Source organism: Amycolatopsis sp. NPDC006131, from assembly GCF_040614175.1.
Taxonomy (GTDB): domain Bacteria; phylum Actinomycetota; class Actinomycetes; order Mycobacteriales; family Pseudonocardiaceae; genus Amycolatopsis_E; species Amycolatopsis_E tucumanensis.
The window spans coordinates 1-12,405 of record NZ_JBEXTX010000095.1 but is presented as its reverse complement, the minus strand read 5'-3'; the positions used below and the strand labels follow the sequence as shown (position 1 = coordinate 12,405).

13 protein-coding genes are annotated in these 12,405 nt (G+C 72.7%); 9 read left to right on the top strand and 4 right to left on the bottom strand.

Annotated elements, in window-relative coordinates; translation table 11 throughout:
• Nucleotides 1-30: 30 nt before the first annotated feature.
• A complete protein-coding gene (locus ABZ215_RS33755) occupies nt 31-2,187 on the bottom strand; it encodes a glycoside hydrolase family 3 C-terminal domain-containing protein (RefSeq protein WP_354954371.1) in 2,157 nt (718 codons plus the stop codon).
• 52 nt (nt 2,188-2,239) lie between these two features.
• Between ABZ215_RS33755 and ABZ215_RS33750 the strand changes: the two genes are divergently transcribed.
• Entirely contained in the window at nt 2,240-2,848 is a 609-nt protein-coding gene (locus tag ABZ215_RS33750; RefSeq protein ID WP_354954369.1) for a helix-turn-helix domain-containing protein, read from the top strand.
• Here ABZ215_RS33750 and ABZ215_RS33745 read toward each other — a convergent pair whose 3' ends face one another.
• Genes ABZ215_RS33745 through ABZ215_RS33735 form a run of 3 tightly spaced genes read right to left on the bottom strand, consistent with a single transcriptional unit; the run spans nt 2,849 to nt 4,807 of the window.
• Nucleotides 2,849-3,160 carry a hypothetical protein gene (locus ABZ215_RS33745; protein ID WP_354954367.1) on the bottom strand — a complete coding sequence of 104 codons (312 nt, stop codon included), beginning with the start codon at nt 3,158-3,160 and terminating at the stop codon, nt 2,849-2,851.
• 51 nt (nt 3,161-3,211) lie between these two features.
• Nucleotides 3,212-3,403, bottom strand: a complete 192-nt coding sequence (locus tag ABZ215_RS33740; RefSeq protein ID WP_354712837.1) for a tautomerase family protein — start codon at nt 3,401-3,403, stop codon at nt 3,212-3,214.
• 60 nt (nt 3,404-3,463) lie between these two features.
• Complete coding sequence (locus ABZ215_RS33735) at nt 3,464-4,807, bottom strand: MFS transporter (RefSeq protein WP_354954366.1); 1,344 nt, start codon at nt 4,805-4,807, stop codon at nt 3,464-3,466.
• Nucleotides 4,808-4,994: 187 nt separating this feature from the next.
• On the opposite strand from ABZ215_RS33735, the gene ABZ215_RS33730 reads away from it, so the two are divergent.
• The 8 genes from ABZ215_RS33730 (at nt 4,995) to ABZ215_RS33695 (ending at nt 12,324) form a co-directional block, all read left to right on the top strand.
• Complete coding sequence (locus tag ABZ215_RS33730; protein ID WP_354954364.1) at nt 4,995-5,807, top strand: sugar phosphate isomerase/epimerase; 813 nt, start codon at nt 4,995-4,997, stop codon at nt 5,805-5,807.
• Nucleotides 5,808-5,830: 23 nt separating this feature from the next.
• Nucleotides 5,831-6,604 carry an SDR family NAD(P)-dependent oxidoreductase gene (locus ABZ215_RS33725; RefSeq protein WP_020422181.1) on the top strand — a complete coding sequence of 258 codons (774 nt, stop codon included), beginning with the start codon at nt 5,831-5,833 and terminating at the stop codon, nt 6,602-6,604.
• Between the two features lie 14 nt (nt 6,605-6,618).
• Nucleotides 6,619-8,292: a dihydroxyacetone kinase family protein gene (locus ABZ215_RS33720; protein WP_354954362.1), complete on the top strand. Its 1,674-nt coding sequence runs from the start codon at nt 6,619-6,621 to the stop codon at nt 8,290-8,292.
• Nucleotides 8,289-8,753 carry a ribose-5-phosphate isomerase gene (locus tag ABZ215_RS33715; protein WP_020422183.1) on the top strand — a complete coding sequence of 155 codons (465 nt, stop codon included), beginning with the start codon at nt 8,289-8,291 and terminating at the stop codon, nt 8,751-8,753. Before ABZ215_RS33720 ends, ABZ215_RS33715 begins: the two co-directional genes overlap by 4 nt.
• A 23-nt stretch (nt 8,754-8,776) precedes the next feature.
• Entirely contained in the window at nt 8,777-9,460 is a 684-nt protein-coding gene (locus ABZ215_RS33710) for a GntR family transcriptional regulator (protein WP_020422184.1), read from the top strand.
• 51 nt (nt 9,461-9,511) lie between these two features.
• The gene (locus tag ABZ215_RS33705) at nt 9,512-10,372 is read left to right on the top strand and encodes a transketolase (protein ID WP_020422185.1); all 861 of its coding nucleotides are present in this window, start codon (nt 9,512-9,514) and stop codon (nt 10,370-10,372) included.
• Complete coding sequence (locus tag ABZ215_RS33700; RefSeq protein WP_027931236.1) at nt 10,369-11,355, top strand: transketolase C-terminal domain-containing protein; 987 nt, start codon at nt 10,369-10,371, stop codon at nt 11,353-11,355. The genes ABZ215_RS33705 and ABZ215_RS33700 overlap by 4 nt, the downstream gene beginning before the upstream one ends.
• Before the next feature lie 159 nt (nt 11,356-11,514).
• On the top strand, nt 11,515-12,324 hold the full coding sequence (locus ABZ215_RS33695) for a LuxR C-terminal-related transcriptional regulator (protein ID WP_020422187.1): 810 nt from the start codon (nt 11,515-11,517) through the stop codon (nt 12,322-12,324).
• Nucleotides 12,325-12,405: the final 81 nt, after the last annotated feature.

Sequence of the window (12,405 nt, the reverse complement as noted above, 5' to 3'; positions counted from 1 at the left end):
TCACGCTCAGTATATGAGGGCGTGAGCCGTTCAGCCGTTGACCTCGTCGATCAGCTTCGCCAATGTCTCCGCCGTCAGCGGGCTGCCCGGGAAGGCGGACATCCGGCTCAGCGGCAGGCTGCCGACCAGCGAGATCGTCGACGGGTCGGCCACCAGTCGTCCGATCCGCCCGTCGGCCGCGGCGAAGGCCTGTCCGAGCAGTTCCGCGCCGCGCGGGTCGGCGAACCATTCGGCCACTGTGGATTCCCCGGTGAGCGGTACCCGCACCTCGTCGCCGGGCACCTCGGCCACCGCGGTCGTGTGCAGGTGGCGTGAGGACGAGCCCACCGCGCAGTGGTATTCGCCGCCCTCCACGATCCACCGGTTCACGCGGGTGTCCCAGTAGGCCAGGTCCTCGCGGGCGATGCGCAACACCACCTCGGCCGTCTCGCCCGCCGCGATCGGGACGTTCGCAAACGCTTTCAGCTCGCGCGGAGCCCGCCGCACCGCCGAACCGGGCACGCTCACGTACACCTGCACGACCTCGCGGCCGTCCCGCTGCCCGGTGTTCGTCACCGGGACCCGGATCTCGATGCCCGCGTCTGTGGCGGTCGCCTCCGCGGCGCCGTACTCGAAAGTGGTGTACGACAACCCGAACCCGAACGGGTAGGCCACCTCCTGCTCGCGGGCGTCGAAGCCGCGGTAGCCGACGTGCAGGCCCTCGCCGTAGCGCACGTGCCCGTTCTCGCCGGGGAAGTCCAGGTAGGACGGGTGGTCGGCGAGCCGCACCGGGATCGTCTCGGCCAGCCGGCCCGACGGGTTGGTCCGTCCGAAGAGGACGTCGGCGAGCGCGCTGCCGCCGGCCTGCCCGAGCAGCCAGCCCTCCACGATGGCCGGCACCGCCGCCTCCCACGGGCGGGTCAGTACGACACCGCCGTTGGACAGCACCACCACGGTGCGCGGGTTCGCCGCCGCGACCCGCTCGACCAGCTCGCGGTGCGCGGGCGGCAGGTCCAGGCTCTCCCGGTCGGCGCCCTCGGTCTCGTGCTCGCTGCCGACGAAGACCAGCGCGACCTCGCTCTCCGCGGCGAGCGCCACCGCCTCGTCGATGTCGTCGTAACCGGGCGCGAAGCGCACCTCGGCCGATTCGGAGAGCGCGGTGAGGGCGTCGTCCAGCCGCGTCGGGGTGATGTGCGAGCTGCCGCCGCCCTGGTAGCGCGGGGTGCGGGCGAACTCGCCGATCACCGCGAGCGACTGGCCCTGGGACAGCGGCAGCAGGCCGCCGTCGTTCTTGAGCAGCACGATGGCCCGCGCGGCGATCTCGCGGGCGAGGACGTGGTGGGCGTCCGCGTCGAACTCGGCGGGCTCCCGCTCCGCGGCGCGCTCGACCAGCGCGCGGACCCGGTCGGCGGCCGCCCGGAGCGCGGCGGGATCGAGCCGCCCGTCCGCGACCGCCTCGGCCAGTGCCTGGTCGCCGGCGTCATCCGGGCCGGGCATGGCCAGGTCCAGCCCCGCGGCGACTGCGGCGACCCGGTCCGCGACCGCGCCCCAGTCCGACACCGCCAGGCCCTCGAACCCCCACTCCTCGCGCAGGACTTCGGTGAGCAGCCAGCGGTTCTGGCTCGCGTGGACGCCGTTGATCCGGTTGTACGAGCACATCACGGTCCACGGCCGCGCCTGCGTCACCACCCGCTGGAACGCGCGCAGGTACATCTCCCGCAGGGTGCGCTCGTCGACGTCGGCGCTGATCCGCATGCGGTCGGTTTCCTGGCTGTTGACCGCGAAGTGCTTCAGGGACGCGCCGACGCCGCGGCTCTGCAGGCCGCGCACCCACTCGGTCGCCAGCACGCCGGTCAGCAGCGGGTCCTCGGAGAAGTACTCGAAGTTGCGGCCACCGAGCGGGGTGCGCTTGAGGTTGATGCCGGGGCCCAGCAGGACGGCGACGTCCATCGCGCGGCACTCGTCGCCCAGCGCCTCGCCCATGCGGCGCAGCAGCTCCGGGTCCCAGGTCGAGGCCGTCGCGACGGCGGGCGGGAAGCAGGTGGCCGGGCGGCCGGTGACGACGTCGTCCTCGCTCGCCTGCAGGCGCAGGCCGTGCGGGCCGTCGGTGACGGTGATCGAGGGGAGCCCGGCCGCCGGGGTGGTGTGCCAGAAGTCGTTGCCGCTGGTGAGGGCCGCCTGCTCGGCGACGGTGGGATCAGGCTGCACGGAGCGTCCTTACCTAGTACCTACTAAGTACTCGGTAGCCTAGGATGGGCGTGTGGAGGCGGTCAAGACGAGGCGGGACCGGACGCGGCTGCCCGCGGCGCAGCGGCGGCGGCAGATCCTCGACGTGGCGACGCGCCTGATCGGCGAGGGCGGGTTCTGGGCGCTGTCGATGCAGGACGTGGCCGACGCGTGCGGGCTGACGGTGCCCGGGCTGCTGCACCACGTCGGATCCAAGGACGGGCTGCTGCTGGCCGTGCTCGACCACCGGGACGCCGAGGACTTCCGGTCGCTCGCGGAGCAGCTGGGGCTGGGCGCGGACGCGACGGGCTGGCCGCGGGACATCTCACTGGCCGAGGCGTGCGAGGCGCTGGTGCGGCGCAACGCCACGCAACCGGAGATCGTGCGGCTGTTTTCGGTGCTGCAGGCGGAATCGCTGGCGCCGGGCCACCCCGCGGCGGCCTACTTCGCGGCGCGGCAGGAGCGGGTGCTGGCGGAGTTCACGGCCATGGTGTCCGGCCGCGTGCCCGACCCGGCGTCGCTGGCGCGCCAGGTGGTGGCGACGATGGACGGGCTGCAGATCCAGTGGCTCCGCGACCCGGACGGCACGGACCTGGTGGCGGAGTGGCAAGCCGCGGCGGAGCGATTGTTCGCGGGGCTGTGACTAGTCCGGCAGCAGGCGGAACAGCAGGATGATCCCGAGCGTGAGCACGGCGCACGCCACCGCCAGCCACATGTAGCTCTGCATCGGCGAGTCGTACAGGGTGTGGAGGTTGCCGTGGCGGTTCAGCCGGCGGCCGATCACCCGGATCAGCACCGCGCTGAGGACGAAACCCGCCACCCAGCCGATGTCGGTGACGAGCGAGTGCCCGTCGAACAGGTTCTGGACCACCGCGCCCGCGATCAGGCCCAGCAGGAGCAGCGGCCCCACTAGGCAGCCCGCGCCGGACCACCGGACCGCACCGACCGGAACCACCGGCCCACCCCCTCACCGCCGCCCGTGATTATCGATCACCGGCGGCGGGAGTCAAGCGTCCTTCTCGTCGAGGGTGACGTCGCCCGCGGCCCAGTGGCTGCCGGGCACCTCGGTGACGATCACGCGCACCGACTCCTTCGGCGCGTCCAGCGCCGCCACCGTGGCCTCGGTCAGGGCGGTGATCAGCGCGCGGATCCGCTCCGGGTCGCGGCCTTCGCGCAGGCTGACCTGGATCAACGGCATCGAAGCCTCCTCGGGCGCCGGGGTCCGGGCTCCCATCATCGCGGACCCCGGCGCGGGAGGTCAGGACAGCCGCACCGGTTCGGCCGGCGTTTCCGCGGTCGCGCGGTCGGCGGCTTCGCGCTCGGCCCGGCCCCACGTCTCACGCGTCAGCAGCGCCGACACCAGGCCCAGCGCGGAGTAGGCGAGGAACAGCAGCGCCGGCCCGAGCCAGCCCAGCCACAGGAACAGCAGCGTCGTCACGAACGGCGTGACACCCGAGATCATCGCCGAGATCTGGTATGCCAGCGACGCCCCCGAGGAGCGGGTCTTGGCCTGGAACAGCTCCGGGAACCACGCGCCCTGCGCGCCGGCCAGCGCGTTCTGGCACACCGCGTACGACACGATCACCGTGACCACGATCGCGATCAGCGACGCCGTGTTCACCAGCAGGAACATCGGGATCGCCCACAGCGCGCCGAACAGTGTCACCCACAGGTAGACGGGACGCCGTCCGATGCGGTCGGTCAGCCCGCCCCACGCGATCGTCGCGCCGATGCCGACCGCCGACGCGATGCACAGCGCCATGATCGTCTCGCCGCTGGTCGCCAGCTCCTCGGACTTCAGGTACGAGATCATGTACGTGATGGCCACGGCGTACCCCGCAGTCTCGGCGATCCGCAGCCCGATGCCGCGCAGCACGTTGCGCCAGTCCTCGCGCAGCACCTGCACGATCGGCGCCTTCACGATGTCGCCGCTGTCGCGCACGTCCTCGAACACCGGCGACTCGGGCACCTTCGCGCGCACGATCAGGCCGACGATCACCAGGATCAGGCTGGCCAGGAACGGCACCCGCCACGCCCAGTCGCCGGACAGGTTCACCGACACCAGGAACACCAGGTTCGCCAGCAGCAGCCCGATCGGGAACCCCGCTTGCACGATGCCGGTGAACGCGCCCTTGCGGCGCCACGGCGCGTGCTCGTAGGTCATCAGGATCGCGCCGCCCCATTCGGCGCCGTAGGCGATGCCCTGGATGATCCGCACGGTCACCAACAGCGCCGGGGCCAGCACGCCGGCAGTCTCGTACGTCGGTAGCAGCCCGATCGCGAACGTCGCCAGTCCCATCACGATCAGGGACGCGACCAGCACCGGCTTGCGGCCGATCTTGTCGCCGAGGTGGCCGCCGATGATGCCGCCGATCGGCCGCGCGACGAACCCGACACCGAGCGTGGCGAACGCGGACAGCGTGCCGATGACGGGTGAGGCGCTGGGGAAGAACGCGTGTCCGAAGTAGAGCGCCGCGGCGGTGCCGAAGCCGATGAAGTCGTAGCTCTCGATCACGGCCCCCGCGGTGGAGCCCCACGCGACGCGGCGCGCATCGGGCGTGCCGTGCACCGGACCGCGCATGGTGAGCGCTTCGCTGCGCATTGTCGATTGCCTTCCTGTCAGGGGCCACCACGACCCTACGTCGCCGTGCCCTCCTGTTAACAATGCAGGACATCGTGCGTTGCTATCCCGGTGATGTCAACAGTGTGTTTCCTGCTCTACCGCGCTGTCATGGGCAAAATCTGCGGAAACCTTGTCTGTTGACACAGCTCTGTTAACATTGCCGACCATGGAACGAACCGGATGGCCGGGCTGTTCGACGATCAGCTTCCGGCACCTGCCACTGCCGGCGGCGCTGGCGGTCATCGCGGAGTGCGGCTTCGGCGAGATCGACCTCGGCGCGCTGCCGGGGGTGTGCGACCACGTGCCGTACGACCTGACCGACGACGCGGTGCGCGCCGTCGCCGCTGAGGTGGCGGCCTCCGGTCTGCGGGTCCGTTCGGTCAACGGCGACATCGGTGACCTGAACCGCCCGCACGACGAGGACGAGCGGGCGGCCCACCTGCGCCGCCTGCTCGACCTCACCGCGGCCTGCGGGGCCGACGCACTGGTCCTGCCCTGCGGTGCCCAGTCCCACGACCCGGTCGCGACCCTGGACGCGGACCTCGACCTGGTCGCGGCGCAGCTGCACCGGGCCGCCGAGGCCGCCGCGCGGCTCGGCGTCGCCCTGTGGGTCGAGGCCCCGCACTACCACCGCCTGTGCTGGAACACCGATCTGGCCGCCGAGCTGGCCGACCGGCTCGACCCGTCGGTGGGCCTGGTGCTCGACACCAGCCACATCGTCGCCTCCGGCGGCGACCCCGCCGCCTACGCCGAGCGGTTCGCCGGGCGCATCGCCCACGTGCACCTGCGCGACGCCACCCCGGGCCACATCAACCACAGCATCGGCAACGGGGTGGTCGACTTCGCGGCCACCTTCGCCGCGTTGCGTGCCACCGGCTACCAGGGCGCCAGCTCCCTGGAACTGGAGACCCGGGACGTCACCGACGACGAACGGCCGGCGGCCGCGGTCAAGGCCGCGGCCTACATCGCCGGCCTGTGAACCCCATGCAAGGAGAGACCGAAATGCCTGACACGCAGCGCACCGCCGTGATCACCGGGGCAGGCGCGCCCCGCGGGATCGGCAAGGCCACCGCCGCCCGCCTCGCCCGGGACGGCTGGGCCGTGGCCGTGCTCGACCTGAACGAGCCCGCCGCCAAAGAGGCCGCCGACGAGATCGCCGCCGGGACCGGCGCGCCGGTGTTCGCGCACGGCGTCGACGTGGCCGACGAGCCGTCCGTGCTCGCCGCCTACCGGGCCGTGCGCGCCGAGGTCGACGCCGGGCGGCTGCCGACCGTCGGCGCGGTCGTCAACATCGCCGGCATCACCTCGCCGGTGCCGTTCCTGGAGACCACGCTCGAACTGTGGAACAAGGTGATGGCGGTCAACGCGACCGGCACCTACCTGGTCACCAAGGCGTTCCTGCCGGACCTGATCGAGGCGGGCTGGGGCCGGATCGTGAACATGTCCTCGGTGTCGGCGCAGCAGGGCGGCGGCGTGTTCGGCCGCACACCGTACAGCTCGGCGAAGGCCGCGATCCTCGGCTTCACCAAGGCGCTGGCCCGCGAACTGGGCGACGCGGGGGTCACCGTCAACGCGGTCGCGCCGGGCGCGGTGGACACCGACATCCGCGTCGGCACCACCGAGGAGCTCGAGGCCGCGATCGTCAAGAGCATCCCCATCGGCCGCCAGGCCACCGTGGCCGACGTGGCCGGCGTGATCGCGTGGCTCACCAGCGAGGACGCCGGTTACCTGCAGGGCACGACCATCGACATCAACGGTGGCTCGTTCCTCCACTGAGGACGGGAAGCGCGATGACCTACCTCAGCAACGATCCGGCGACCTTCGCCGAGGACGCGCTCGCCGGGTTCTGCGAGCTGCACGCGGACACCGTGCGGCGCGTGCCCGGCGGGGCCGTCCGCCGCAACCGGCCGTCGCGGCCCAAGGTGGCCGTGCTGCCCGGCGGCGGGTCCGGCCACTACCCGGCCTTCTACGGCGTCATCGGTCCCGGCCTGGCCGACGGCGCGGTGAGCGGCAACCTGTTCACCTCGCCGTCCGCGCAGGACGCGGTGTCGGTGGCGCGGGCGGCGCACTCCGGCGCGGGCGTCGTCTTCACCTACGGCAACTACGCCGGCGACGTGATGAACTTCGGCTTGGCCACCGAACGCCTGCGGGCGCAGGGGATCCGGGCGGAGAACGTCGTGGTCACCGACGACATCGCCAGCGCGGAGCTGCCCGCCGAGCGCCGCGGCATCGCCGGGGACTTCACCGTCTTCAAGGTGATGGGCGCGGCCGCCGAGGAGGGCATGGACCTGGACGAGGTCGTGCGCGTCGGCCGCAAGGCCAACGACGCGACCCGCACGATCGGCGCCGCCTTCGCCGGCTGCACGTTCCCCGGCGCGGACGCCCCGCTGTTCACCGTGCCGGACGGGCACATGGGCCTCGGGCTCGGCATCCACGGCGAACCCGGCCTGCGCGACGTGCCGCGGCCTGCCGCGCGGGAACTCGCCGCGGACTTCGTGCGGCGCGTCCTCGCGGAGAAACCGGCCGGGGCGGGGGAGCGGATCGCGGTGCTGCTCAACGGGCTCGGCTCGGTCAAGCACGAGGAGCTGTTCGTGCTGTGGGCCGACGTGAGCCGCCTGCTGGGCGAATCCGGCCACACGCTGGTGCTGCCGGAGGTCGGCGAGCTCGTGACCAGCCTCGACATGGCCGGGGTGTCGCTGACCGTGACCTGGCTGGACGACGAGCTGGAACGGCTGTGGACCGCGCCCGCGTGGACACCCGCGTTCCGCCGAGGCGCCATCACCGCGGACTCCGGCGAGGAGGCCGTCGCGGAGGTGACCGACGACGGCCCGCGGTTCGCCGAGGCCTCCGCGGAGTCCCGGGAACTGGCCGGGGCGGTGCTCGACGGGCTGCGCGCGGTGCGGAAAGCGTTGCGGGAAGCCGAATCCGAGCTGGGCGCGATCGACGCGGTGGCCGGCGACGGCGACCACGGCCGTGGCATGGTCCGCGGCATCGACGCCGCCGTCACCGCCGCGGAAGCCGCCTGGCACCAGGGCGCGGGGGCGGGCGACGTGCTCGCCGCCGCCGGTGACGAGTGGGCTGCCCGCGCCGGCGGCACGTCCGGGGTCCTGTGGGGCGCAGGGCTGCGTGCGGCGGGCGAGGTCATCGGCGACGGCACGATCGACGCGGTCGCCGCCGTGGACGCGTTCACCGAGCGCGTGATGTCCCTAGGCGGCGCCGAGCCCGGCGACAAGACCCTGGTCGACGCGCTGGTGCCGTTCCGCGAGCGGCTCGCCTCGGGCACCTGGGCGCAGGCCGCGGCCGCCGCCGAAGACGCTGCCCGCGCCACCGCCGATCTGGTGCCGCGCAGGGGACGGGCCCGCCCGCTCGCCGAGCGCAGCGTCGGCACCCCGGACCCGGGAGCCGTGTCGCTGGCCCTGATCGCCCGCACCGTCTCCGAGTACCTGCGAGAAGGGACGCGATGAACTACCGCATCGTGGTCGGCTGCGACGACGCCGGCCTGGACTACAAGGAACAACTCGCCGCCGACCTGCGGGCCGACCCGCGGGTGGCGGAGGTGATCGACCTGGGCGTGCACCGCGGCGCGGACGACGTGCACCGGCCCTACCCGGAGATCGGGCTCGCCGCGGGCGAGGCGATCCGCGACGGCAGGGCCGACCGGGCGGTGCTGGTGTGCGGCACCGGCATCGGGATGGCGCTGTCGGCGAACAAGGTGCCCGGCGTGCGGGCCACCACCGCGCACGACTCGTTCTCCGTCGAACGCTCGATCCTGTCCAACAACTGCCAGGTGCTCACGCTCGGGCAGCGGGTGGTCGGGCTGGAGCTGGCACGGCGGCTCGTGGCAGAGTGGCTGGGATACACCTTCGACGAGCGGTCCGCCAGCGCGGCGAAGGTATCGTTGATCAGCGAGTACGAGCGGTGCTGACGACCAGCCCGGGGAGGGCGCGCGTGGTGAAGGAGCCGAACCGCAACCTGCGGCAGATGGCTGTCGACACGCTGCGCCAGGCCATCACGACCGGCGAGTTCCCGCCGGGCAGCCACCTCGGCGAGGTGCAGGTCTCCGAGCAGCTCGGCATCAGCCGCGGCACCCTGCGGGAGGCGTTCCGCCAGCTCCAGCAGGAGGGGCTCGTCGAATACGGCGAGCGCGGCCGCGTCACGGTCCGGCTGATCAGCGAGAAGGACATCATCAACACCTTCACCGTCCGGGCGGCGCTGGAGGCGCTGGCCGGCGAGACGCTGGCGTCGAGCTACTACCGCGAGGAGCACTGCCGCCGCCTGCGGGCCGCGGTGGACCGGATGGCGCGCGCCACCCGGGTGTCGCTGGAGGCCCAGATCGAGGCCGACCTGGCCTTCCACGAGCTGCTGGTCGAGCTGACCGACAACGACGCGCTGGTGCGCTCGTGGAAGCTCCTCGAAGGCCCGATCCGCATGTGCATCATGTACCGCGGCCTGGAACGCGCCCTGTCCAACATGAGCCCGGGCCGCCACCTGGAGATCGTCACGGCGATCGAGTCCGGTGACCCGGTCAAGACGCAGAGCGTGATCTCCGAGCACATGGTCGCCACCGCGCAGGCCCTGCTGTTCGGCACGGTGCGCACCCGCCCGCGCATCGAGATCACCGGCGAGAACTGACTCTTCCCCCCGGGCGTGTTTTCCGCCCGGATCACGAAAGCGACGCAATCCATGACTGCATCGATCGCGCCGTCGGCGACCCGTGCCGACCGCGTCGCCGCGGCGGCCCACCGCATGCGGCACCACATCCTGAACATGGGCGAGGCCCAGGGCCAGGGCTACGTCGGGCAGGCGCTCGGCGCCGCCGACCTGCTCGCCACCGTCTACACCGACCAGCTGCGGCTGCGGCCTCAAGACCCGGAGTGGCCGGAGCGGGACCGGTTCCTGCTCTCCACCGGGCACTACGCCATCGGGCTGTACGCGGCGCTGGCCGAGGCCGGGGTGGTGCCGGTCGAGGAGCTGGAGACCTACGGCTCGGACGACTCGCGCCTGCCCATGTCGGGCATGGCGACCTACACCCCGGGCATGGAGATCTCCGGTGGCTCGCTCGGTCACGGGCTGACCGTCGCCGTCGGCATGGCGCTCGGGCTGCGGTTGCGGGGCTCGTCGTCGCGGGTGTTCAACTTCCTCTCCGACGGCGAGCTCGACGAGGGCTCCACGTGGGAAGCCGCGATGGGCGCCGCGCACCACCGGCTCGGGCTGCTCACCGCGATGGTCGACATCAACGCGCTGCAGGCCGACGGCCCCACCGCCGGTGTGCTGCGCACCGAGCCGGTCGTGGACAAGTGGGCGGCCGCGGGCTGGTTCGTCCGCCGCGTGGACGGCAACGACATCCCCGCCCTGCTCGCCGCGTTCGACGAGATCGCCGAGCAGGCGCGGCCGGACGGGCAGCCGTCGGTGCTGCTGTGCGACACCCGCATCGGCCGGGGCGTGCCGCTGCTGGAGACCAGGGAGAAGGCGCATTTCATGCGCATCGACGAGCACGAGTGGGACATCTGCCGCGGGCAGCTGGACGAAGGAGCGCGGGCGTGACCACCACCAAACGGCTGACCACGTCGGCGATGATCGCGTCGTTCGCCGACCCCGGCCAGAAGACGACGAGCGCGCCGTTCGGGCACGCGCTGGCCGCGCTCGCCGAGCAGGACACCCGGGTCGTCGGGCTGACCGCGGACCTCGGCAAGTACACCGACATGCACGTGTTCGCCCAGGCCCACCCGGACCGTTTCTTCCAGATGGGAATGGCCGAGCAGCTGCTGCTCGGCGCCGCGGCGGGCATGGCCGAGGTCGGGCTGGTGCCGTTCGCGTCCACCTACTCGGTGTTCGCGGCGCGGCGCGCGTACGACTTCCTGTGCCTGGACATCGCCGAGCCGAACCTCAACGTCAACGTGGTCGGCGGCCTGCCCGGCCTGACCACCGGGTACGGGCCGAGCCACCAGGCCACCGAGGACATCGCGATCTTCCGCGGCATGCCGAACCTGACGATCGTGGACCCGTGCGACTCGGTCGACATCGAGCAGGCCGTGCCGCAGCTGGCCGCGTGCGAGGGGCCGACGTACCTGCGGTTGCTGCGCGGCAAGGTGCCGACGGTGCTGGACGAGTACGACTACTCCTTCGAACTCGGCAAGGCTGCCGTGCTCCGCGGCGGGAACGACGTCGTGTTCGTCTCCAGTGGACTGATGACGATGCGTGCGCTGCAGGCGGCGGAGAAGCTGGCCGCGCACAAGGTCGACGTGGCCGTCGTGCACACACCGACGATCAAGCCGTTCGACTCGGAGACCGTGCTGCGCGAGATCGCCGGCGACCGGCTCGCGGTGACGCTGGAGAACCACACGGTGGTCGGCGGCCTGTTCGAGACGGTGGCCTCGGCGGCGGTGCGGGCCGGGGTGTCCGGCCGGATCGTGCCGGTCGCGCTGCCGGACGAGTTCCTGGCCGCCGGAGCGCTGCCCACGCTGCACGACCGGTACGGGCTGGCCACGGACCGCGTGGTGGAGCGGGTGCTGGCTGAGCTCGGCTGAGGCACCTCGGCTGAACGCCCGCTGCGTGACCACCTCCGTTGAACGCCGTGCGCTACCCCCGGACGGGGGTAGCGCCACCGCGCGGGTGTCGACGTGCCCTGGTCACGCGGGTACCGTGGGGCGACCGACGATGGTGTGGTGCGAGGAGGACGGACGCCGATGTCTGACGCCCGCTCGGTGCTGCATGTCGAGTTGGAGGGCGCCGCCCGCGTGGCGGGTCTGCCCGTCGTGTTCGGGGGCGAGGTGGTCGACGGCCGGTTGCGGCTGTCGGGCTTCGTCGGGACACGCACGACCGCGCTGCACAACCTGGACGTCCTGCCCGGCGCGGGCCTCGGCGGCCGCGTGCTGATGCAGGGCCACCCGATCGCCGTGAGCGACTACGGCAGCGCCCGCACCATCACCCACGACTACGACCGCCCGGTGCTCGCCGAGGGGCTGGCGTCGATCATCGCCGTGCCGGTCCGGGCCGGCGGGCGCTGCCGCGGCGTGCTGTACGGCGCGGTGCGGCGGCCGGTGACGTTCGGCGACCGCGTACGCGACGCCCTCATGGAGTCCGGCAAGCGCCTCGCCCGTGAGCTGAGCGAGCGCGACGAGCTGACCGCGCGCCTCGACTCGCTGTCCCCCGGGGCCACCCGCGAGGAGCTGCGCTCGGTGCACTCCGAGCTGCGGGCCATCGCCGGCGCGCTGCCCGACCCCGAGGCGCGCCGCCGGATCTACGCGGCCGCGCAACGGCTCGTCGACCTCGGCGAGGGCAAACCCGTCCAGGGCCCGCGGGTGCGTCTGTCCACCCGGGAGACCGATGTGCTCGCCCAGGTCGCCCTCGGCTTCACCAACGGCGAGGTCGCCGAGAGGCTGTCGCTGTCGCGGGAGACCGTCAAGGCCTACCTCGGTTCCGTGATGCGCAAGCTGGACGCCCACACCCGCCACGAAGCCGTCGTCAAGGCGCGCCGGCTGATGCTGCTGCCCTGAGGCCGGTGGCGCCGCGCGGCGCCACCGGCCCCCGGTTCAGGCCACGGTCGCGTCGCTGGCCTGCCCCGCCGTCATCGCGGT

Bases quoted from the DNA above. Each gene is read 5' to 3' on its own strand.
- ABZ215_RS33730 (WP_354954364.1), top strand. From the start codon at position 4,995: ATGGAACGAACCGGATGGCCGGGCTGTTCGACGATCAGCTTCCGGCAC.
- ABZ215_RS33740 (WP_354712837.1), bottom strand. From the start codon at position 3,403: ATGCCGTTGATCCAGGTCAGCCTGCGCGAAGGCCGCGACCCGGAGCGG.
- ABZ215_RS33705 (WP_020422185.1), top strand. From the start codon at position 9,512: ATGACTGCATCGATCGCGCCGTCGGCGACCCGTGCCGACCGCGTCGCC.
- ABZ215_RS33720 (WP_354954362.1), top strand. From the start codon at position 6,619: ATGACCTACCTCAGCAACGATCCGGCGACCTTCGCCGAGGACGCGCTC.
- ABZ215_RS33725 (WP_020422181.1), top strand. From the start codon at position 5,831: ATGCCTGACACGCAGCGCACCGCCGTGATCACCGGGGCAGGCGCGCCC.
- ABZ215_RS33735 (WP_354954366.1), bottom strand. From the start codon at position 4,807: ATGCGCAGCGAAGCGCTCACCATGCGCGGTCCGGTGCACGGCACGCCC.
- ABZ215_RS33695 (WP_020422187.1), top strand. From the start codon at position 11,515: ATGTCTGACGCCCGCTCGGTGCTGCATGTCGAGTTGGAGGGCGCCGCC.
- ABZ215_RS33715 (WP_020422183.1), top strand. From the start codon at position 8,289: ATGAACTACCGCATCGTGGTCGGCTGCGACGACGCCGGCCTGGACTAC.